Below are 21,485 nucleotides of genomic sequence, written 5' to 3' on the forward strand. Positions count from 1 at the left end.
CCGGGCGCAGCGAAGCGTAGACCCGGAATCCATCGTCGAGCACGACGGTGCGCTATGATGGATTCCGGATCGGCGCGGCGTCGCCGCTGGTCCGGAATGACGGTCGCGTTTCAACTGGACGCCGTCAGGCGTCTGAGATCGCAGCCGCTCTCACTGGAACGGCGGGGTGAACAGCAGTCCGCCCTTGGTCCAGAGCGCGTTCTGGCCGCGCTCGAGTTTCAGCGTCGAACCCATGCCGACGGTGCGCTCGAAGCTTTCGCCGTAATTCCCGACCTGCTTGATGGCGCTGTACATCCACTCATTGGGCAGGCCGAGCATCGCGCCGAAATTGCCCTCGGCCCCGAGCAGGCGGCGGACCTCGGAATTCTTCGAGTTGGCCTTCATCTCGTCGACATTGGCGGCGGTGACGCCGAGCGCCTCGGCTGCGATCTGGCCGTTCAGCACCCAGCGCACGATGGTCTGCCAGCGGTCGTCGCCCCAGCGCGTCACCGGCCCCTGCGGATCGTTTGAGATCGGCTGGGTCAGGATGACATGCTCGTCGGGCACCTTGAGCTTGGCGCGCTGGCCGGCGAGGGCGCCGACGCCGGCGGTGTAGGCGTCGCAGCGGCCGGAATCATAGGCCGTGATCGCGTCGTCGTTCTTCTGGAAATTGGTGATGGTGACCTTGAGGTTGCGCTCGCGGAACCAGTCGGCGGCGTTCTTTTCCTCGGTCGAGCCGGCGGCGACGCAGACCGAGGCGCCGTCGAGATCGGCCGCCGTCTTGGCGTTGGCCTTTTTGCGGACGATGAAGGTCTGGCCTTCGTAGAAGTTGATGCCCTGGAAGTTCAGGCCCAGTGAGGCGTTTCGGGAGAAGGTAATGGTCGAGTTCCGCGCGAGCAGGTCGACCTGGCCCGATTGCAGGATCGGCCAGCGCTGCTGCACCGAGGTCGGCGTGAACTTGACCTTTGTGGCGTCGCCGAACACGGCCGCCGCCAGCGCCTTGCAGTAGTCGACGTCCAGCCCGGTCCATTCGCCCTTGTCGTTGGCGAAGGAGAAGCCGGGCAGGCCGAGGTGCACGCCGCATTCGATATGGCCGCGCGCCTTGATGGCGTCCAGCGTCGGGCTCGGCGCAAGCTGCTGCGCGCCCGCAAGCGTGGTCCCCGCGACGAGGATCGCCGCCGCGCCTAGAATCGTTTTCATGTCAGTCCCCGTCTGCTTCGCCGGCTCTCGGGCCGCTGTCCGCGACTATGCAACAGCAGCGTCGGAAGCGGTAGCGCCTGAATTGATTGGCGGCGTCGCCCGCCAGCCCTCATCCTGAGGAGCGCCGCAGGCGCGTCTCGAAGGATGGTTCAGTATGCTCCGGTATCTGCTGGAACATCCTTCGAGACGCCGCTTCGCGGCTCCTCAGGATGAGGGCCGTGGGGCCGAAAGAGGCTCACGGCACGAGGCTCTTGGCCAGCATGCAGTGGATACCCTTGGAGCCGTTGACCGTCTGCGTCACCCGCAGGTCGGCGGCGAGGCTGCACAGCATGTAGGCCTCCTCGCGGGTGAGCCTGGTGCGGCCCACGATCAGCCCGATCATCTCGCGCAGCGCCTGCTTGGCGCAGAGGTTCAGATCGGGGTCGATGCCCATCGTGATGTGATGCGTCGGTGTCTCCGCGCGCGGCGTCGCGAACGACAGATCCTCGCGCAGGATGAACTCGAAAGTGCCCTCCAGCGCGGTCTCGATCGCCGTGACGCAGACCTCGCCGTCGCCCTGCGCGCCATGGCCGTCGCCGCAGGAGAACAGCCCGCCTTCGACGAAGACCGGCAGATAGAGCGTCGAGCCGGCGACGAGCTCCTTGTTGTCGAGATTGCCGCCGAAGGCGCGCGGGATCAGCGAGGTCAGCCGGCCCCAATGCGCCGGGGGCGCGGTTCCCATCACGCCGAAGAAGGGCGCGAGCGGCAGATCCATGCCCCAGGGCAGCCGCGCCATGTTCGCCTCGGCATCGAGCCCGATATGCACGAAGCTGTGCGCGTCGAAATCCTCGGGCAGCGTGCCTGCCAGCGGTTTGATCAGCGTGTAGCCCCAGTCTGTGCGGAGCCTGACTTCGCGGATGCGGACCTCCAGAACCTGGCCGGGCTTTGCGCCCTTGATAGCCACCGGGCCGGTCAGGATATGGCCGGGCGACATCCGCTCGGCTCGGGCGTGGATTTCGTGGATTTCCGGCAGGACATTGAAATGCGATGTCGGCTGCGCCTCCGCCGGGCCGGTGACGGTGCGGATGGTGACGCTGTCGCCGCTTTCGATCGTCAGGACCGGTTTGAGCGCGGCCTCGAAGAAGCCCCAGTGGCAGGTGTCGAGACCAGCTTCGAGCAGATGGTGCGTCACGGGGAGCCTTTCAGGGCGCAGCCGCGATCACCGGCCGGGCGTTCTTGCGGCAAGAATTCTTGCGGATCGTGTAGAGCGTCGCGCCGATCACGATCGCCGCGCCGATCGCGGTGGTCAAGGCCGGGATCTCGGCGAAGAAGACGAAGCCGGTGAAGCACGACAGGATCAGCCTCGTGAAATCGAGTGGGGCCAGCGCCGCCGCCTCGCCGACCTGATAGGCCCGCGTGATCAGCCATTGCCCGGCGGTGCCGAACAGGCTGAGCACGGCGATCCAGAACCATTGCTCGGCGTTGGGCGAAACCCACCACCACCATGTCGGCAAAGCGAGCACCGCGACCAGCACGATGCATTGATAGAGCAGGATCGTCTCGGTCCGTTCGGTCGCGGCGAGCATCCTGACGCTGATCGTGATCACCGCCCCGAACAACGCTCCAGCCACCGACATCAGCGCATAGAAGTCGAGCCCCTTGCTCGACGGGTTCAGCATGATCAGCACGCCGACGAAACCGAACGCTGTGGCGGCCCAGCGCCGCCCGTCGACCTTCTCTTTCAACACCACCACCGCCGCGATGGTGACGAACAGGATCTGGCTGAAGCCGATCGCGGTCGCCTGCGCCAGCGGGATGTGGATGAGCGCGGCAAAGCCCGCGAGCATCGAGGCGAGCGTCACCAGAGCGCGCAGGACCTGCAGGCCCGGGCGCGTGGTTTTGAGCATCACCGGCAGGGCGGCGCCGGCGAAAACCGCAATGATCGCGCTCATGATGATCTGGCGGATCAGCAGGATCTCGACCAGCGGGATCGCGGCCCCGACATGTTTCATCGCGCCGGCCATCACGGCGTAGAACAGCATCGCCGACATCATGTAGAGCGAGCCGCGCAGATTGCCGCTCGCGCCGCGCCACCAATGCTTCAGGCGGTTCGAGCGGCCGGCGAACCAGTTGAGCGGGGCGGGCGCGACGACATCGGGAATTGCGGTCAACACGATCGGCGCGTGCGCGTCGGGAGCCTCCGGCGCGGCGATGACGTCGGCCTGCGGGCGGGACCACGCGATTTCGGCCGTGTCGCCATCGAACCCCGAGCGGTTATCCCGCCCGGCCTGCCGGTCCTCGCTCATCGCCCCAACCATCCGCCGGGGTTTCAGCTTCACCCGGTCTTTGCGTTTCCACCGGTGTAAATCATTGCCGTGTCGGCATCGTCGCGGCCAGAGGCTGCGACACATGCCGGGGTTGTCCCAGCCGGGCCGCCGATGCGTCGGCAGGGCAGGGGCGGCATTCGCGGCCCGGCCTGTTGCTGCGCTGCAAAGCGGTGTAGGAGCCGGGCCAAGCATGCGGGCAGCGACCCGCTTCCTCCTTTGCAAAGGGCAGGTCGAGCCGGATGAGGGCGTTGCTGTCGGATCTGTCGGGCGGATTTGCCGCGCTCGCGCCGGGGCGCTTCCCTTATCGTCGTTTCATGTTTGCGCTGCTGCTCGGTGGTCTCGGCGGCTGGCTTTTCGTGCAGGCGCGGCTGCCCTTGCCGTGGATGCTCGGCTCGATGGTGTTTTGCACGACGGCCGCGCTGCTGCGCCTGCCGGTCGCAGCGCCGCCGGTCATCCGTCCGCCGATGACCATGGTGATCGGCGTGATGCTCGGCGCCAGCTTCAGGCCCTCTGTGATCGCGCAGATCCCGAACTGGCTGCCGACAATCGCCGGCCTCGTGCTGTTCATGTGCGCCTGCGCGGTCTGCTGCGTCGGCTATTTCCGGCGCTTCGCCGGGTTCGATCCGGTCACGGCCTTCTTCGCCGGCATGCCCGGCGGACTGGTCGAGATGGTTACGGTCGGCGAGGAGAAGGGCGGCGACGCCCGCATCATCGCGCTGATCCATTCCGCCCGCATCCTGCTGGTGGTGATGACGCTGCCCTTCATCGTGCAATGGCTCGGCGGCGTTCCGCTCGGCGGCACGCGGGTCGCCGGACCCTCGATCTCGCAAACGCCGCTTTTCGCCGAGCTCTCGCTGCTGGCCTGCGGTCTCGCCGGCATCGTCGTCGGGCACTGGCTGCGGCTGCCGGCGAAATTCCTGCTCGGCCCGATGCTGGTCAGCGCGCTCGTCCATATGCTGGGCTTCAGCGATTCGGCGCCGCCCTTCGAGATCGTCAATGCGGCCCAGCTCGTGCTCGGCGTCACTGTCGGCTGCCGCTTCATCGGCACGCCGCCGCGCGTTATCCTGCGCGTGCTGGCGCTCTCGGTGGGCTCGACGGCGATGCTATTGGCGCTGACGCTGGCCTTCGCCTGGCTCGTCGCACTGGTCTCGACGCACGGCCATGTTCCGCTGATCCTGGCCTATTCGCCTGGCGGCCTGCCCGAAATGAGCCTGATCGCGCTGGCGCTGCACACCGATGTCGCCTTCGTCGCTGCCCACCACATCATCCGCGTGTTCTTGGTGATGGTCTGCGCCGGTCCTTTGTTTGGGCTGATCATCGGGCGCAAGCCGTCGCCGGACGCAGCCCCGGCCGAATAGCGCTCAGCCGCGCGCCGCGGCGAGACCCTGCTCCAGAGCGGCGGACAGGGCGGCAAGCTGCTTTTCCATGAAGGCGCCGCCATCGAGCCGCTGCGGGTCGCCGGCGCGGATCGCCGCCAGACGCGCGACCAGTTCGCGGGCGAAATCCTCCGGTGTGTCCGCGCGCGAGACGTTGTCCGGCATCGTGCTGAAGCCGCGACACGACAATGTCGTGGCGACGGCCGGCATCCCGAGCTGCATGGTCTCGACCGTCTTGAGCTGGACGCCGGTGCCGGCCCGGCTCGACAGCGCCACGATACGGCATGAGCGCAGGAAGGCGTCGGCATCGGGCACCCGGCCGGCGAGCGTTACCTGCGGCGGCAGGGCCGGCATCTCGGCCGGCAGGCGGCCCGCGACCGCGACCGTGACGTCGGGCGGCAGCAGCGGGCGGACCTCGCGCAGGAACCAGTCGAGCCCGATGAAGTTCGGCGCCCAGGTCCAGGTTCCGATCAGACCGATGTCATGGGCGATCGGTTCCGGCGCGCCGGCATCGATCGCGCGCGCTGCGCCCGACACCAGCGGCAGCACGGCCGATTTCGTCTGGCGGCTCGGCCCCAGCGCGGCCCGGTCTTCTTCGGCAAGGGTCCAGACGAAGCGCGCCTCGTCCCAGAGCCTGCGCTCGATCCGTTCCAGCAGCCTCGCCTCGCGGGCAAAGAGCCATCGCAGCAGCGGGTTGCCGGCATGTTCAGCGCTCTGCCGTGCCGAGACATGCTCGATATTATGCTCGACGAGAACGCACGGGCCGAGCGTCAAAAGCTCCGGAAAGGCCCCCGGCAGCATCACCGAGTTCAGGATGATCGCATCGAACGGCCCGCGCGACCTGACGGCCTCGACCAGCCGCCCTTGGCCGGCGAGCTTGAGCTTGGCACAGGCGATCGGCAGTCCGCTTGCCAACGCGGAGCCGATCCAGCCCAGCTTGCGCCCGGTCGATACGGCCGCGTTCTCGATCTCGACGGCGTCGATCACGACAGCCCCAATCGGCTCGGCAGGGGTCTCGCCCGGCCGCGTGAAACCGAACGCCGTGACCTCATGGCCGGCCGTGCGCAGCGCGCTCAGGATCGCCGCATTGGCGATCTCGAACCCGGTATCGGGTTTGGCGACGGGGATCAGCGAGGTCAGGAAGGCGAGGCGCAAGGCGGGCGGCCCTTCGGGGAGAATGCCGGGCGAGAGAGGCGCAGATCGCGACGACGGGTCAAGCGCCGGCATCACTCTTGGTAACCGCTCCCTCGCGCGATACCCGCCCCTGTCTGAGCCCGCGCACACCGAACCTTAAGCGGCTTTCGGCTAGGTTCGCGCTCATGCTGCCGAGCCTGACCGAGCCCGGGAATGTCGAGAAGGCCGCTGCGTCGCAGCCGGTCGCTGGCTTCGATGTGCCCGAAACCTTCGAGATCGTGGCGCGCTCGCCCGAGAGCGAACTTCGCCTGGTCGAAAGCGTCGTCTGCGTGCCCACTTTCAAGCGCCCGGACATGCTGGAAGCGACGCTGCGCTCGCTGGCGGCGCAGACCGGCGGGCATGATTTCGCGGTGATCGTCGTCGAGAACGAAGGCGTCGCGCGCGAGGGGGCCGTTCGCGCTACGGCGCTGCTTGAAGCCGGTCTGTTCAAGGGTTTCGTCATCGTCGAACCGCGCCAGGGCAACTGCAAGGCCTACAACGCCGCCTGGCGCTGCGCCCTGACGCGGCTGCCAGCGCTGAAGCAGATACTCGGCATCGACGACGACGAGCAGGCCGAACCCGGCTGGCTCGAAGCTTTCCTGCAGGCGGCGAAGACGGCTCCCGCCGAGCTCTTCGGGGGATCGGTGACGCCGCGCTTCGAGGACGTCTCGCGAGCCTGGCTCGTCGCCCACCCGGTGTTTCGCTCGCACTACGCTCGTTCCGGCGAGGTCCCGATCCTCTATTCCAGCGCAAACTATCTGATCCGGCGCGCGGTGCTGGAGCGGCTCGGCCATCCTTTCCTCGATGAGAGCTTCGATTTCACCGGCGGCGGCGACAGCGATTTCTTCACCCGTGCCAAAGCGGCGGGTTTCCGGTTCTGGTGGGTGCAGGATGCAGCCCAGCGCGAGACCATGCCGGCGCGGCGCAGCGAGACAGGCTGGATCGTCGCGCGCGCTCTGCGCAATGGCGCGATCTCGGCGGCGATCGAGCGGCGCGAGCACCCGGGAATAGTGGGCCGATTGCGGGTGCTGGCGAAGTCGCTGGCGCTTCTGGCGGCCTCTGTCCCGCGCGGGCTGATGCTCGCCTTGCATACGCGCTCGGGCCTGATCGGGCTTTATCACGCGCAGGTAGCAGTCGGCCGGCTGATGTCGGAGTTCGGCGTCTCCAGCGAGCAGTATCGCAAACCGGAAAAGAACTAAGGCATTTTCGAGCGAAGTGGGCACCGGTTCGCGTGAAGAAAATGCGATAAAACAGAAGGCTAGAGCAGTTCCGCGATTCGGAGAAACGCGGAACTGCTCTAAGGCGCAACCCGGTATTTCGATGTCAGCCTGAGGCCGATCACGGCGAGCAGCAGCGCAAACCAGACCGGATCGGCGCGCCGGAAGAAGAAGCTCTCCAGGCAGGCTGAATAGACCGAGAACAGCCAGATCCGGAAGAACAGCTCGGCCAGCGCCCTGTTCTCAGGCGTCTTCAGGACGCGGTGGTGGTCGCGCAGCGGCAGCAGGATCAGCACGATCAGCGCCAGCAGCATCCCGGGAATACCAAGCCCGATGGCGAGGTCGACATAGCCGCTATGGCCATGGACCATGCCCTGCGCGATGCCGGTCTCGCGCTCGCCGATCTCGGCGAACATCACGAAATCGCTGCGCCAGAAGCCCTCGAAGCCATAGCCGGTGATCGGCCGGTTCCAGAGCCGGTCGAGCGCGAATTTCCAGATCTCGGTGCGGCCGGTGAAAGTCTGGCCGGGGCTCGCCGCCTGCAGGATGTCGTCGACCGGCTTGAACAGCACGGAACCGATCGTCGCCGTCACCAGCAAGGCGAGCGGGCCGAGCGCCAGCAACGCCCGCAGCCACAGGCTCCCGATGCGGGCGCAGGCGTACCCCATCAGAACGACGAGGGGGCCAAGCATCATCGAGGTTTTCGAGCCCGTGAAGAACAGGAAAAAGGCGGCCAATCCGAAAACCGCCCACCCCAGACGCGGCGACGTCGTGGTGACGAAGATGCCGATCAGCGCCAGGATCACCATGATCGCGCCGGCGATGTTCTTGTGGTCGAACAGGCCGCGCCATGCCCCGGCATGCTCGGGTTCGAGCGCGTCGCCGGCCGAATGGATCGCGATATCGGGATAGATCACGAGGCCGGCATAGCAGATCACCAGCACGATCATGGCCGCGCTGCCGGTCAGGCTCGCGAAATGGGCTCGCCCCTTCGGCAGCAGCATGATCGATCCGGCGATCACCAGCACGACCAGCGTGAAACGGAAGGCGCGCATCGAGACGTCGGGGTTGGCCGATTGCAGCACGCCGAACGTCATCCACGCGATCAGCAGGATCCAGCTTGGCCGGAGATAGGCCATCGCCGCCCGTCCGCCCCCCGACAGCGCCGCGCAGGCGACGCCGAGCACGGCGACCAGCGAGAAGCTGACCTGGTTGAGGACATTGGCGGTGTCGTCGTTGGCGACCTCATAGGTGCCCTTGAACGGCCCGGTCGAAACCCAGACCAGCAGCAGCGCCGCGACGAAGACGGCGCTGCGCAGATAGAGCCCGGCATCGCCAGCGACGGGAGGCGCGGAGACCTCGATGCCGGCCGCGCTCATCAGGCGGCGTTGACGACGAAGCCGCGGATCTTGGCGGCGTGGGGGCCGAGCGCCGCATTGGCCTGTTCGAGATCGGCGGCCCCGACCGCGCCCTCGCGCACGACCAGAACGATATCGTCGATCGCCTCGACGAAAAGCTGCGAGAGCCCGTCTGCGCCCACCGTCCCGCCATCGATCACGATCGGCCCGAAGCGCCGCGCCGCAGGGAGGAAGCTGCCGGCGATCTGCTCGGAGGTGACGAGATCGGTGCGCCCGAAGCGCGGCAGGAAGAACAGGCCGGTGCCCTCGTCCTGAAGCGCGGCGCGCACCAGCCCGGTGGCGCCGGTGACGATCTCGTGCAGCCCGGCCTGCGCGTCGGGCGCGAACACGCTCGTCAGGCTGTTCTCGCCGAGACCGGCATCGACCAGCATGGCCGGCAGGCCGGCAAGCGCTGCGTCCAATGCGAGATTGAGCGCGAGCGTCGAGGTCCCCGCGCCGGAGCGCAGGCCCAGGACGAGGATGCGGCGCGCCGCCGACGCGTCGTCGGGCGCGAGCGCCGAGCGGACGCTGCGGACGGCCTTTGCGAAGCCCGCATCGGGCTTGTCGATGACATCGACGAGATGCGCCTTCGACTGGAAGACCGAGCGCGCCTCGTCCTGGCTGCGCCGCCAGCGCCGATGCCGTACGGCTGGCAGCGTCGCCAGAAGCGGGGCCGCGGCCGCCTGCAGGATGGCCGGCATGCGCTCGCCTTGCCCGCCCTGGATCGCGGTGAAGCGTCGCCAGCCTGTGAGTTTGCCAGCGGGCGCAGGCGAAGCGGCGACCTGCTGCGGGATCGTGGCGGGGACCGAGGCCCTGATCTCGGGCGCCCCCGCCGCCTCGGCGGGTTCATCCGTGTCGCGGCGAAGCCAGGCCTCGAAGCGCGACCGGCGCGCATGCCCGGGCGAAGGCGGCGCAACAGGCGCGGGTACAGGTCTGGGCGGAGGGGCAGATTTCGGGGAAGCGGCGGCAGGAGCGATCGGCGCGCGGGCTGGCGCTGGAGCCGGAGTCGGAGCGGGTACGCGAGCGCGGGCAGGGCGTGGCGCGCCTGCCATCAGCGCCAGGCCGATGGCGAGTGCTGCCCCGGTCGCTCCGCCACCGATGCCGCCGAGCACCACGATGGTGCGCCGGGTGATGCCGCTCTTTTCGAGCGGCGGCATGGCCTGGCTGATGATGCGGGCGTTGGTCGTGTCGATGCCGGCGAGTTCGCCGGTTTCGCGCGCGCGCCGGAGGAAGGCGTCATAGACGACGCGGGAGGATTCGACTTCGCGTTCGAGCTCGCGCAGCTCCACCGAAGCCCGGCCGGCGGCGTATTGCGAGGTCGTCAGCTGCTGCACCCGGCGCGCGATCTGGCGTTCGGATTCGACCGCGCGATCATACTCGACCTTGGCTGCGCGGGCGATCCGCGCCAGCTCGTCGCTGATCTGGCGGCGTGCGTCGCGCACCTGCGACTGCGCGGCGGCCAGCGCCGGATGGCGCGCGCCAAGCGAAGCCAGCAGGTCGGCCTCCTTGCTCAACGCCGCGCCGAGCTGGGCGCGTAGCGCCGTCATGGTGTTGGAGGCGACTGCCTCGGGCACCGCGCCGGCCTCGATGCTGGTGGCGCGCGTCGCCAGCGTCTGGTCGTATTTCGCCTTGGCCTCGGTCACCCTCGTGCGCAGCGCCACGAGCTGGGCGTTGTTGAGCGCAAGCTGCTCGTCGGTGATCGACTTGCCGCCGCCGACCCCGACGATGTTGTTGGCTTCCTTGTATTTCTCCGATTTCTCCTCGGCGATGCGCAGGCGGTTGCGCAACTCCTCGAGGCGTCCGGTCAACGCACTGGTCGCGCGCTGGGCGGCGTCGGCCCTGACCGAAGCCTGATCGTCGAGATAGGCGTTGGCCAGCGCATTGGCGACGCGCGCGGCCTTGGCCGCCTCGCGCGCCGTCACCGAAATGTCGATCACGAAGGTGCGCTCGCCGCGGCGGACAGCGACGTTCTTGTCGAGTGCGGCGAGCGCATAGAGCATGCCGTCGTGCTCGGGCGCGCCGCTGCTGGGCAGCAGGCCGGAGATCAGCCGAGACAGCCCGCCTCTGGGCGCTTCGCCGCCGAATTCGGGATCCTTGTCGAGGCCCTCGCTGGTGACGACACGCGACTTGATGCTGTCGGACGCGATGACGCGCGCCTGGCTTTCGAGATAGCCGGTGATCGAAGTCGGGTCGCCGCTGACCGCGTTGGGCGAGACCTCGTTCTGGAGCACGCGCAGATCGCGCGGGTCGATGAAGAGCTGGGCGGTCGAGACGTATTTCGGGGGCAGGAACAGGCTCGCGGCGGCGGCAAGAACCGCGCCGAGGATCGCCGCCAGGACGATCAGGCCCTTGCGGCTCCATAGAGTGGCGCCGAGCCAGGACGGATCGGCCAGCCGCGCCAGCGCAGGCGCAGGCGCCGGGCCAGGTGCGGCCGGTGGCTTGCGCCGCTCGGGTCTCTCGCTGGCATCACCAGTGACCGCCTCGGTCGTGAACATCAGTTACGCTTCACTTTTCAAGGGTCGTTCAGCCCGCGCTCCGCCGGTAGCGGTCCAGCACGGTCATCATCGGCTTGGGCTTGTAGTTCGCATCGAGCGGCAGGGGGCGCGCTCGGGCGCTGTCCTTGCGCGGGAAGGTCTCGTGGATCCAGGAATAGCGGTCGCTCAAACCCCAGGTCACGACCGCTTTCGGCTGGCGAACCGCGACGATCGCCTCCAGGAAGGTCGAGACCAGGTTCGCGGCCGTGCGGTCGCGCAAAGCGGGGTCGGCCGGAAGCTTCCAGTCGATCACGTCGAGCTCGGTCACCTCGACATCGAGATCGAGCGCGGCGAGATCGCGCATGAACGCCTGCAGCCCGTCAACATCGATCGCTTTTTCGGCATAGAGATGCGCCTGCATGCCGATGCCGTGCACCGGAATGCCCTTGTCGCGCAGTCTCCGGCAGATATCGAGCGCGGCTCTGTGCCGCGCGGGGGCTGAGGAATGGACCTGCTCGAAGTTGAAGTCGTTCAGCACGAGCCGGGCCTTGGGGTCGACGGCGGCGGCGGTGCGGAAGGCGATCTCGATATGCTCCGGTCCAAGCAGCCGCTGCCAGACCGTGTCGCGATAGGACTCGGCTGGGGTCGGGACGAGCTTGATGACCTCGTTGACCACGTCCCAGGTCGCGATCTTGCCCTTGTAGCGGTCGACCACGACCTCGATATGGCGCACCAGCTCGCGCTCGGCCTCGGCCCGGCTGGTCATCGCCTTCGCCCAGGGCGGCAGCGCCTCGCCCCAGAGCAGGGCGTGGCCGCGCAGCGCCTGCCCGTTTTTACGGGCGAAGCCGACGAGTTCGTCGGCGCCGGAGAAGTCGAATGTCGCCCGGTCGTGCCGCAGCGCCTCCCATTTGAGATCGTTCATCGGCACGATCACGTCGCAATGGCGCTTCAGCGCCTCGCGATAGAGCGGGTCGGCGCGAAAGGTCTCGATCTGCGCCGCCGAACCGAAAGGGATCGCCGCGCGGCTCGCTTGCGCCTGCGTCGCGCCAAATCCGGCCGCGACGAGGCCCGCGCCGGCGCGCAGCGCGTCGCGCCGCGTCATTGACGTCCTGTCTCGGGTAGGGGCGGGCGGGTTCATCGGGCGGGACAATTCCGTTTCGTTTAGGGTCGCTCAACGCCTCTGGGCTAAGGAAGTCGGCATACGCGGCATGGAGCAGGCATGGGCCGGGCCAGCCATTTCCGCGCAAACGGGCCCCATGCTTCCTGATCGCAACGCCATCTTCGCCTACCTCACGATCCTGAGCGGCTCGGCTGGCCGGCTCGTCATCTCCCTTGTCTACTTCCTCATCGTTGCGAATACGTTGACCCTCGGTGAATTCGGTCTTTTCGCGACCGCCTCCGCGACCGGGCTGATCCTGTCGCGGCTGCTCGCCTTCGGCTTCGTCTCGCCGCTCTACCGTGTGGCCACGGTGAAGCCGCGTCTGCTGGGGTCATACGCCGCCGGTTTCGCCGGTCTCGCGCTGCTCTCGGCTCCGCTGATCGCGCTCGCGGCGGCGGGCGCCTACTGGGCGCTGTTCGAGGGCCGGCTCGCGGTCCTGCCCTTCGCGCTGATCGTGCTCGCCGAAATCCTCGGCTGGCGGCTGGTCGAGGTCGTCGCCATCGTCAACAACGGCCTGCGGCGCTTCAGGGAGGCGGCGCTGCTCGTCATCATCGGCTCGTCGCTGCGGACGCTCGCGGCGATCCTGTTTTATCTGTCGGGACAGGCGAGCCTCGGCCTCTGGAGCTGGGGCTATCTCGCCTCGACGCTGGCGACGGCGGTGCTGGCGCTGGCGTTCTTCATGCCGAAACTGCGCTGGCGCTTCACGCGCAGGCTCTATCCGCGCCGGATGGCCGATGCGCTCTATGCCGCCGCGGCCGACATCGTCTTCTACATTCAGGCCGAGCTCGACAAGATCCTGATGCTGGCGCTCGCCGGGGAGCGTATCGCGGGACTTTACGCCATCGCGATGCGCGTCATCGACCTCACCGCCATGCCGGTGCGCAGCTTCAACCAGATGCTGGTGCAGAAGATCATGCAGCAGCGCGGACTGGGTGGCGGCGTCGGCAGGCGCGCTTTGGTCGAGCTCGGCATCGCTGCGGTCTCGGTCGGCGGGCTGGCGGCGATCATCCTGCTGTTGCAGCCGTTTCCGGGCGCGCTTGGCCGCAACGTCTCGGAAGCGGCCTATCTCTTCCTGCCGATGCTGGCGGTGCCGGCCTTCCGCAATCTGGTCGAATACCATGCCGAACTGCTCTATGCCCGCGAACGCACCGGCTCGCGCATCGCTTTGCTCTGCGTGGTGACCGCGCTCAAGGCCGGGCTGATGTCCTGGGTAATGATGCGCTTTGGGGCAGGCGACGCCTGGGCGCTCTGGCTCAACCTGGTGTTCGGGCTGGTCTATGTCGTCTCGGCTGCGACGACGTACCGGCTTCTGGCTACTGCGCCTCGAACAGGGCCTTGAGCCGCTCGACCGGCTCGCCGATGAAGGATTGCACGCCGACGGCGACCTGGCCGTCGTCGAGCACCTCCTCGAAGGAGTGCAGGTCGGTCAGCTCCGAGCCGTCGCCGCCCCAGTAGGATTTGCACAGCTCATGTCGGTCGGCGACATGGCCCGACGCCTTGAGTCCGCGCACGCGCTCCGCGAAATAGCCATAGATCATGTATTCGGAGAAATGCCGCTGCGAGGCGATCGCGCTGACCCAGTCGCGCGCATTCATGTCCTCGATATGCGCCAGCATCGCCAGCACGCAGTCGCGCCGCCAGTTCACCAGATTGTTGATGTAGTCGGCGCTGGGCATGGCGGGCGCCGGCAGTCCGAGCAGCCGTGCCGCCATTTCGCACCAGACCACATGATCGCTCATGTCGGGGGTGATGCCATTGGGCTTGACGTAAAGGCGGACGCCACCAGCCACTTCCAGCTCGCCGAGATCGAACTGGCGCAGGAACATCATGTCGGAATCGGCAAAGAGCATCACGTCCTCGGTGATGGCCCCGGCGAGCGCGAATTTCCGCAACTGCTGCGCATGCCAGCCGCGCAACGGCGGTACGCCGCGCCGCAGCGCGCCCAATCCGGTCCAGACCCGGCGCTTGCCGAAATTGAGCGGATCGGGCCAGGCCTTGAGCCAGGACGGCAGCAGCGCGGATTCGGCGATGATCTGGCGGCGAGGGCCGGCAAAGGACGCAAACAGCGCGACGTCCCGATCCTCGACCAGAATGTAATGCATCGCATGACCAGTGACGAAGCGGTCGATACTGGCGCAAAGCAGCCGGCAGCGCTCGATGTCGCCGGCATAGCTTGGCGTTGCGATGGCGTGGCTCAGCCTCATGGCGCGCGGCGGCCGCCGAGGCGGCGCAGACGCTGGCCCAGAACCCGCATCAGGAAGACGGGGTTGCCGATCAGATAGCGGCGCCACAGCCGTCCGGGCTCGAGCCAGAGCCGGTAAAGCCATTCCAGCCGCAAGTCGCGGATCGCGTCGGGTGCGCGAGGAACCTCGTTGGCGAGGAAATCGAACAGCGCGCCGACGCCGGCGGCGACCGTTCCATGCAGGGGCGTGAGCTTCTGCGCGATCCAGCGCTCCTGCAGCGGGTTGCCGAAGGCGACGAGCACGAGGTCGGGCCGGGCCGCCGCGAGCCGCGCCAGCACGCCGACCTCTTCGGCTTGCGTGAAGAAGCCGTGGCTCACCGCTTCGAAGCGATGGCGCGGGTAGTCCTGCGCCAGCTTCGCCGCGGCGCGCTCGGCGACGCCAGGCTTGCCGCCGACCAGCGCGACTCGCAGCGCCCGGGCCTCCGCCGCGAGCAGAGCGGGCGTGAAGTCGGTTCCATTGAGATTGGCCGGGAAGGCCGCGCCGTGCAGCATCAGCGAACCGAGATCGACGCCTATGCCATCGGGCAGGATCAGGAAGCCGGCGAGCTGGTCGCGCAGCTCAGGCTCATGTGCCGCCAGATTGACGAGGTGGGCGTTGCAGAAGGCGAGCTTGACGTGGCGGCCGTTGGCGAAGGCCTCCGACAGCTCGGCCAGCGCGCCTTGCGTGCTCAGCGCCGCAACGACGACGCCGCCGATATCACGCGTCGCGATGCGGGCCGGCACGGGTGCCGGCGCTGCGGTAGCGCGGTGATAGGCGAGGATGTCGGTCACGGTTTTCCGTCGTTTCCACAGGGGTTGGACAGCATCACTTGGCCGAAGCACCGGGCCGGTCAAGGCGAACCCGGTCGAAAGGTGAACGCCGCCTTCCCGCGATATTCGAGAGAAGATGAAGAGGCTTCGCAGCCGGCCTGGGAGGCTCTCGTCCCGAAATGGCACGGCGCGCGTTCCGGGTTTGTCGCCACTTCCCGGAAGGCCATCGCGACGCCACGTTTTGGGTCATGCCGCAGCGGCATATCGATTGCGACTTTCCCGTCCAAGGCGCCTCGAACCGCACCTTTGTCCCGTTTCGGACAGCCGGTTCAGGCCAGTTTGGAGTGGCGGGAATGATGATGAGCGTTAACGATCTCAACTATGCGGCGGCGACGGCGACCGAAGAGCGCGCCAATGCATGGCGGCACTGGATCGGTCTCGTCACCGCGCTGATCGACGCCGTCGTCGTACTGGGCGTCGTCGCCCTGGCGTCGCTCGCCTATCATCTTCTGTCTTACGGTCATTCCGGCGACCGGCTGATCACCGTCGAACTCGCGACGATGATTTCAGCCATCTTCGTCTTCACCAACCTGCTGCGCGGGCGCTACCAGCTCAGCAACTACCTCTCGACCAAGGGTCAGATGACCTCGGCCTTCACGGTCTGGAACATCACCATGGTCGCCTTCATCGCGATCGTGTTCATGGCCAAGATCGTCGACCACTACTCGCGCGCGGTCGTCTTCGTCACCTATCTCACCGGTATCCCGCTGATCGCGCTGGCGCGCTCGGGCATCGTGCGCACCATCTCGATGGCGAGCAAGACCGGCCGTATCACCTCCGAGCGGGTCTTCCTGATCGGGCGCGAACAGGACGTGATGTCCTTCGTCTCGCGGCACCAGCCCTGGAATCTCGGTTTCGTCATCGTCGATGTCGCCTTCCTCAAGGATGGCGACGAGCGCCGCATCAACGATCCTGCCGCCGCCCGCGCCGCCGATCTCGCCACCGCCGTCGCGCGCTGCCGCCTGATGAAGCCCGACGCCGTCTTCATCGCGATGCCGTGGTCGGACCAGGAGAGCATCGACGCCTGCGTCGACGCCTTCATGAACCTTCCCGTCGCGATCCACCTGACGCCCGAGAAGATCATGGACCGTTTCGAAAACCCCCATATCGTCCGTGTCGGCTCGCTCGCCTCCTTACGCCTGACGCGCCCGGCGCTCTCGGCCATCGAGGTCGCCGCCAAGCGCATCTTCGACGTGGTCGTCGCGTCGACGATCCTTGTCCTGACCCTGCCGCTGCTGGCGGTGATCGCGATCCTTGTCCGCTTCGATTCGGCCGGGCCGGTGCTGTTCCTGCAGCGTCGCCACGGCTTCAACCAGCAGACCTTCCGGATCTTCAAGTTCCGCACGATGACCACGACCGACGACGGCGACGTCGTCCGGCAGGCGACGCGCGATGACCCCCGTATCACCCGCGTCGGCGCGATCCTGCGGCGCTACAACCTCGACGAACTGCCGCAGCTGCTGAACGTGATCGGCGGCCAGATGTCGCTGGTCGGGCCGCGTCCGCATGCGCTCGCGCACGACCATGAATTCCAGCGCAAGATCGCGCTCTATGCGCGCCGCCACAACGTCAAGCCCGGCATTACCGGCTGGGCTCAGGTCAACGGCCTGCGCGGCGAGACCGACACCGACGCGAAGATGGCCGAGCGCATCGCCTTCGACCACTGGTACATCGACAACTGGTCGTTCTGGCTCGATCTCGGCATTCTGCTCAAGACGGTCTTCAGTTCGAAAGCCTATCGCAACGCGCTCTGAGCGGTCCTTTCGCAAGCACGACAAAACGGCGCTCCCGGCCTCCGGGGGCGCCGTTTCGCGTTGCCGACGGCATTGACGCCGGGGTTGCCGATCCGCCAAAAGCGGAGGGTACGGGCGCAGTCCCGTCTGGCTTCGGGAGGCCCAGTATGAACCAGATTGATTTGAACGGCCGCGTCGCCATCGTCACCGGCGGAGCGCAGGGCATTGGCCGCGCCGTCGCCGAACGGCTCGCCGCGAGCGGCGCCAAGGTCGCGATCTGGGACATCGACGGCGATCTGGCGCGCGCAGCCGCTGCTGAGATCGGCGGCGCCGCGACCGGGCTCGCAATGGACGTCACCGACGCCGCCGCCGTGAAGGCTGCGACCGATGCGCTCGAGGCAAGGCTCGGCAGCGTCGACATCCTCGTCACCAGCGCCGGCATCGCCGGAGCCAACCTGAAGACCTGGGAATACCCGCTCGACGAATGGGCCCGCGTCATGCGCCTGAACGTCGACGGCACGCTGCATTGCTGCCAGGCCGTCATCCCCGGCATGCTCAGGCGCAACTATGGCCGGCTCGTGCTGGTCGCCTCGATCGCCGGCAAGGAGGGCAACCCCAACGCCTCCGCTTATTCGGCCTCGAAGGCGGCGGTGATCGCGCTGACGAAATCGCTCGGCAAGGAACTGGCGACGCAGGACATCGCGGTCAACTGCATCACGCCGGCCGCCGCCAAGACCCGGATCTTCGACCAGATGACGGACGAGCATATCGGCTACATGCTCGCCAAGATCCCGCGTGGGCGCTTCCTGCTGCCCGAGGAGGTCGCATCGATGGTCGCCTTCCTCGCCTCGGCCGAGAACAGCTTCACCACCGGCGGCGTTTTCGATCTGTCGGGCGGACGGGCGACCTACTAGGCTTGAGCCCATGACACAGACGCTTCCCTCCGCCGCCGTGCTCGGCGCGCGCGCCTTCGCCGCGCTCGAAGGCCTCAACCGATTCAGCGACGAGCCCGGCAAGCTCACGCGGCTCTATCTGTCGCCGGCGCACAGGCAGGCGGCGGAATGGACCAAAGGCGCGATGGAGGTCTCCGGCCTCACCGCCTTCATCGACGCGGCCGGTTCCGTCCAGGGTCGTCGCGAGGGCTCGGCCCCTGGCCTGCCCTCGGTGATGATCGGCTCGCATATCGACACCGTGAAGGACGGCGGCCGCTTCGACGGCAATCTCGGCGTCGTCGCCGGGGTTCTGGCGGCGCAGGCGATCCGCGATGCCGGCATCGTTCTGCCCTTCACCCTGGAGGTGGTGGCATTCGGAGACGAGGAGAACGTCCGCTTCCCGACCTCGTTCTCGACCTCCAACGCGCTGGCTGGCGCCTATCGGAGCGAATGGCTCGACAGCCGGGATGCCGAGGGCATGACGCTGCGGGCGGCGCTGGTGGGGTTCGGCGGCGATCCGGCTGGTATCGCGGCTCTGGCCCGCAAGCCGGGCTCGGTCGGCGCCTATCTCGAGGTCCATATCGAGCAGGGGCCTGTGCTCGAGGCCGAGAACGAGGCGGTCGGCATCGTCACCGCGATCAATGCGCAGAAGCGGGCCCGCGTCCGCGTCACCGGCGAGGCCGGCCATGCCGGCACGGTCCCGATGCGGCTGCGCAAGGATGCTCTTACGGCCTCGGCGGAGATGGCGCTGGCGCTGGAGGAGATCGCGGCCGGCCATGATCTGGCCGTCGGCACGGTCGGTGTCTTCCGGCCCGATCCCGGCGCGACCAATGTCGTGCCCGGCGCGGTCGATTTCACCATCGACTATCGCTCGCCACGCAATGAGACGCTCGCCAGCATGGACGCGGCGATCGGCGCGCGCTTCGCCGCGATCGCCGCAAGGCGCGGCGTCGGGCTTTCGGTCACGCCCTATTCGATCGATGCCGCCACGCCGATGGCGGATACGCTGCAGGATGCGTTTGCGGCAGGGATAGCCCGCACCGGGGCCAATCTCGGCGCGCGCCGGCTGCCGTCGGGGGCGGGCCATGACGCGATGGCGATGGCGAAGCTGTGTCCCACAGCGATGCTGTTCGTGCGCAACGCCGGTGGCATCAGCCATTCACCGCTGGAGAGCATGACGGAAGCCGACGCCGGCATCGCCATCCGCGTACTCATCGAGACCGTGCTGGAGCTGGCGCGCCGGCAGGGCTGACGCCGCGCGTCCGGTCTCAGGCCGCGACGCCCAGGCAGGTGTTGATCTTGCCGAGCAGGCGCGGCAGGTCGATCGGCTTGGTGTCGAAATCAGCGCAGCCGACCTCGACGCTCTTGGCCCGGTCGCTGGAGAGCGCATGCGCCGTCAGCGCGATGATCGGGATCGAGGACGTGCGCGGCGCGGCCTTGATCAGCGTCGTCGCCTCCCAGCCGTCCATTTCGCCGAGCGCCACGTCCATCAGGATCAGGTCGGGGTTCTCGCTGGTCGCCATGGCGACGCCGGTCGGGCCGTCGGGCGCGCAGCTGACCGTAAAGCCCTGGCGCTGAAGCCGGCGCGTCAGCATGTCCCGGTTCATCTCGTTGTCTTCGACGAGCAGGATCTTAGGCATGGGTGGTGACCGTCCGTGTTGGTGATGGGGGTATGGCTGACGCCATCATCTTTTGCGATGTCGGCCCGTTGCGCTGCGCGATCATGGCCAGCCGCATGCCGAATCGGTCGGTAGCGACCGGGTCCGTCGGCGCCGGCTCCTCCGGACTGGCAAAATCGTCGGCGGTGTCACGCGGCACGGTCGGGATCACGATGGTGAAAGCGCTGCCGACGCCCTCGCGGCTTTCCACCAGGATGTCGCCATGCATCAGGCGGCAGAGCTTGCGCCCGAGCGCGAGGCCAAGGCCGGTGCCGCCATATTTGCTGGAACTCTTGTCGTCGCCGACAGAGAACTGTTCGAACAGCGCCGTGATCTGGCCAGCGGCGATGCCGATGCCGGTGTCCTCGACGCGCAGGTGAAGATGCGGGCCGTTCTCTCCGGCCGCCTTGGTCACATGCACCGCGATCGTGCCGCCCTCTGTGAATTTCACGGCGTTGTCGAGCAGCTGGAACAGTGCCTGACGCAGTTTGCCACCGTCGCAGACGATGCTCTGAAGCCCGGTGTCGAAGCTCGCCGAAATCAGGTTGCCGCGGCGTTCCGCGGCGTTCCGGAAATGCTCGACGGCCTCGTCGACCAGCGGCGCGAGGTCGACGGCCTCGTTGCAGAGCTCCATCTTGCCGGCTTCGATCTTCGAGAGGTCGAGCACCTCGTTGACGAGATGCAGCAGATGGTGTCCGGCGCTATGGATGCGTTCGAGATCGGCGGCGGTTTCCGGATCGTCCTCATCGGCGGCGTCCTCGAGCAGCAGCTGGCTGTAGCCGATGACGGCGTTGAGCGGCGTGCGCAGCTCATGGCTCATCTTGGCGAGAAAATCGGCCTTGGCCGCGCCGGCGCGCTCCGCTTCCTCGGTCGCGCGCCGCAGCTCCGCAGCGGTTGCGAGGTGACCTCGCATTTCGCCTTCAAGCTCGCTCTGCGACGCCAGCACCTTGGCGTAGAACAGCGCCATCATGGTGACATAGAGCGACGCAGCCACCGTCGAGACGAGGCCGAGCCCCTGCAGCGCCGCGAAATCCATCGTCGGCGTCCGTGAATAGCCCGCCATCGAGAAGCCCCAGAAGGCGGCGAAATTGACTGCGAACATGCCGAGCACGACCAGCCGCAGCAGTGGTTGGGAGCCGAGGTAGAAGAACGCCAGCAATGGGATCGTCAGGACCCAGGGCAGTGTCGGCGAGGTCACGCCGCCATAGAAGAAGCAGCTCCACAGGATACAGAACATCAGGTTCTGGATCGAGATCAGCGCCAGCAGGTTGTAGTGGCCGATCGCGCGCAGGACGAACGGGAAAATCCAGAAGCCGGTGATCGAAGCCGACAGGATCGCCACTTCGTAGCCCGGCTTGGGATCGAGAACATAGAGCGCCAGCGGCACGACATTGCCGATGAATGGCCCAAACAGATGGCTGATCAGGAACATGCGCGCTTGTTTGCGCATTTCGCGATCGGCCGCGATGGCGGGCGGAATGAACCAGTCGACGAGGTCGTTCAGCGCCGCCAGGGATGTCGGGAATGCAATCGCCATGGCTGCCTGTCGCACTGGGCTCAGTCGCCGGGCGGCCGAGCCATGGGAACCATCGCCAGAACCTGTTCACCCGGGCGATACCACCACCATGCCCGCGTTCTCTTAAAGCTGCGTAAATCTGCCGCGCCTTCCTGTCCGCGGCAGGTGCCCTGTCGGTTTGACCTTGAGTTGGGGTCGCGGTTCGGAAGTTGTGGATAGAATAACAATACAATTTATGGTTGCATAATACTGGAGACCGAATGTTAACCCGGCTTCTGCTATGTCTCGGCGCGAGACAGGGGGGACAGAACCT

The 21,485-nt window shown here is 67.3% G+C and carries 17 protein-coding genes; 6 read left to right on the plus strand and 11 right to left on the minus strand.

The features are described from left to right. Positions 1-150: 150 nt before the first annotated feature. The 3 genes from AC1DZY_RS12715 to AC1DZY_RS12725 all read right to left on the minus strand — a co-directional run bounded on the left by AC1DZY_RS12715 (position 151) and on the right by AC1DZY_RS12725 (position 3,464). Entirely contained in the window at positions 151-1,179 is a 1,029-nt protein-coding gene (locus tag AC1DZY_RS12715; RefSeq protein ID WP_476820472.1) for an amino acid ABC transporter substrate-binding protein, read from the minus strand. Between the two features lie 235 nt (positions 1,180-1,414). Further along, positions 1,415-2,350, minus strand: a complete 936-nt coding sequence (locus tag AC1DZY_RS12720; RefSeq protein WP_476820473.1) for an acetamidase/formamidase family protein — start codon at positions 2,348-2,350, stop codon at positions 1,415-1,417. Between the two features lie 10 nt (positions 2,351-2,360). Beyond that, complete coding sequence (locus AC1DZY_RS12725; RefSeq protein ID WP_476820474.1) at positions 2,361-3,464, minus strand: DMT family transporter; 1,104 nt, start codon at positions 3,462-3,464, stop codon at positions 2,361-2,363. Between the two features lie 269 nt (positions 3,465-3,733). On the opposite strand from AC1DZY_RS12725, the gene AC1DZY_RS12730 reads away from it, so the two are divergent. Further along, positions 3,734-4,843, plus strand: coding sequence for an AbrB family transcriptional regulator (locus tag AC1DZY_RS12730; RefSeq protein ID WP_476820475.1), 1,110 nt, complete (start codon positions 3,734-3,736; stop codon positions 4,841-4,843). A gap of 3 nt (positions 4,844-4,846) precedes the next feature. On the opposite strand, the gene AC1DZY_RS12735 is transcribed toward AC1DZY_RS12730, so the two are convergent. Continuing rightward, on the minus strand, positions 4,847-6,088 hold the full coding sequence (locus AC1DZY_RS12735) for a glycosyltransferase (protein ID WP_476820476.1): 1,242 nt from the start codon (positions 6,086-6,088) through the stop codon (positions 4,847-4,849). 92 nt (positions 6,089-6,180) lie between these two features. Here AC1DZY_RS12735 and AC1DZY_RS12740 point away from each other — a divergent pair, with 92 nt between their 5' ends. Continuing rightward, the gene (locus AC1DZY_RS12740) at positions 6,181-7,233 is read left to right on the plus strand and encodes a glycosyltransferase family 2 protein (protein ID WP_476820477.1); all 1,053 of its coding nucleotides are present in this window, start codon (positions 6,181-6,183) and stop codon (positions 7,231-7,233) included. A gap of 98 nt (positions 7,234-7,331) precedes the next feature. Here AC1DZY_RS12740 and AC1DZY_RS12745 read toward each other — a convergent pair whose 3' ends face one another. From AC1DZY_RS12745 to AC1DZY_RS12755, 3 genes are read right to left on the minus strand one after another with little or no spacing between them, the layout of a single operon-like run. Next, the gene (locus AC1DZY_RS12745) at positions 7,332-8,630 is read right to left on the minus strand and encodes an O-antigen ligase family protein (RefSeq protein WP_476820478.1); all 1,299 of its coding nucleotides are present in this window, start codon (positions 8,628-8,630) and stop codon (positions 7,332-7,334) included. Then, a complete protein-coding gene (locus AC1DZY_RS12750; protein ID WP_476820479.1) occupies positions 8,630-11,143 on the minus strand; it encodes an exopolysaccharide transport family protein in 2,514 nt (837 codons plus the stop codon). Before AC1DZY_RS12750 ends, AC1DZY_RS12745 begins: the two co-directional genes overlap by 1 nt. Before the next feature lie 28 nt (positions 11,144-11,171). Next, positions 11,172-12,224 (minus strand): endo-1,4-beta-xylanase, encoded by a 1,053-nt coding sequence (locus AC1DZY_RS12755; RefSeq protein WP_476820480.1) that lies wholly within the window; start codon positions 12,222-12,224, stop codon positions 11,172-11,174. A gap of 154 nt (positions 12,225-12,378) precedes the next feature. Here AC1DZY_RS12755 and AC1DZY_RS12760 point away from each other — a divergent pair, with 154 nt between their 5' ends. Then, the gene (locus AC1DZY_RS12760) at positions 12,379-13,620 is read left to right on the plus strand and encodes a lipopolysaccharide biosynthesis protein (RefSeq protein WP_476820481.1); all 1,242 of its coding nucleotides are present in this window, start codon (positions 12,379-12,381) and stop codon (positions 13,618-13,620) included. Here AC1DZY_RS12760 and AC1DZY_RS12765 read toward each other — a convergent pair. Further along, positions 13,595-14,485, minus strand: coding sequence for a DUF6492 family protein (locus tag AC1DZY_RS12765; RefSeq protein ID WP_476820482.1), 891 nt, complete (start codon positions 14,483-14,485; stop codon positions 13,595-13,597). The two genes, AC1DZY_RS12760 and AC1DZY_RS12765, sit on opposite strands and share 26 nt — an antisense overlap. Further along, on the minus strand, positions 14,482-15,294 hold the full coding sequence (locus AC1DZY_RS12770; protein ID WP_476820483.1) for a WecB/TagA/CpsF family glycosyltransferase: 813 nt from the start codon (positions 15,292-15,294) through the stop codon (positions 14,482-14,484). Before AC1DZY_RS12770 ends, AC1DZY_RS12765 begins: the two co-directional genes overlap by 4 nt. A gap of 332 nt (positions 15,295-15,626) precedes the next feature. Between AC1DZY_RS12770 and AC1DZY_RS12775 the strand changes: the two genes are divergently transcribed. The 3 genes from AC1DZY_RS12775 (at position 15,627) to AC1DZY_RS12785 (ending at position 19,250) form a co-directional block, all read left to right on the plus strand. Next, positions 15,627-17,087 carry an undecaprenyl-phosphate glucose phosphotransferase gene (locus tag AC1DZY_RS12775; RefSeq protein WP_476820484.1) on the plus strand — a complete coding sequence of 487 codons (1,461 nt, stop codon included), beginning with the start codon at positions 15,627-15,629 and terminating at the stop codon, positions 17,085-17,087. A gap of 146 nt (positions 17,088-17,233) precedes the next feature. After that, positions 17,234-17,980 (plus strand): SDR family NAD(P)-dependent oxidoreductase, encoded by a 747-nt coding sequence (locus AC1DZY_RS12780; protein WP_476820485.1) that lies wholly within the window; start codon positions 17,234-17,236, stop codon positions 17,978-17,980. Between the two features lie 10 nt (positions 17,981-17,990). Then, a complete protein-coding gene (locus tag AC1DZY_RS12785) occupies positions 17,991-19,250 on the plus strand; it encodes a hydantoinase/carbamoylase family amidase (protein ID WP_476820486.1) in 1,260 nt (419 codons plus the stop codon). Between the two features lie 16 nt (positions 19,251-19,266). Here the strand turns inward: AC1DZY_RS12785 and AC1DZY_RS12790 are convergent, their stop codons facing one another. Then, positions 19,267-19,638 carry a response regulator gene (locus tag AC1DZY_RS12790; RefSeq protein WP_476820487.1) on the minus strand — a complete coding sequence of 124 codons (372 nt, stop codon included), beginning with the start codon at positions 19,636-19,638 and terminating at the stop codon, positions 19,267-19,269. Then, positions 19,631-21,193 carry a sensor histidine kinase gene (locus tag AC1DZY_RS12795; protein ID WP_476820488.1) on the minus strand — a complete coding sequence of 521 codons (1,563 nt, stop codon included), beginning with the start codon at positions 21,191-21,193 and terminating at the stop codon, positions 19,631-19,633. Before AC1DZY_RS12795 ends, AC1DZY_RS12790 begins: the two co-directional genes overlap by 8 nt. Positions 21,194-21,485: the final 292 nt, after the last annotated feature.

The organism is Allobosea sp. P2_A10 (assembly GCF_056405115.1).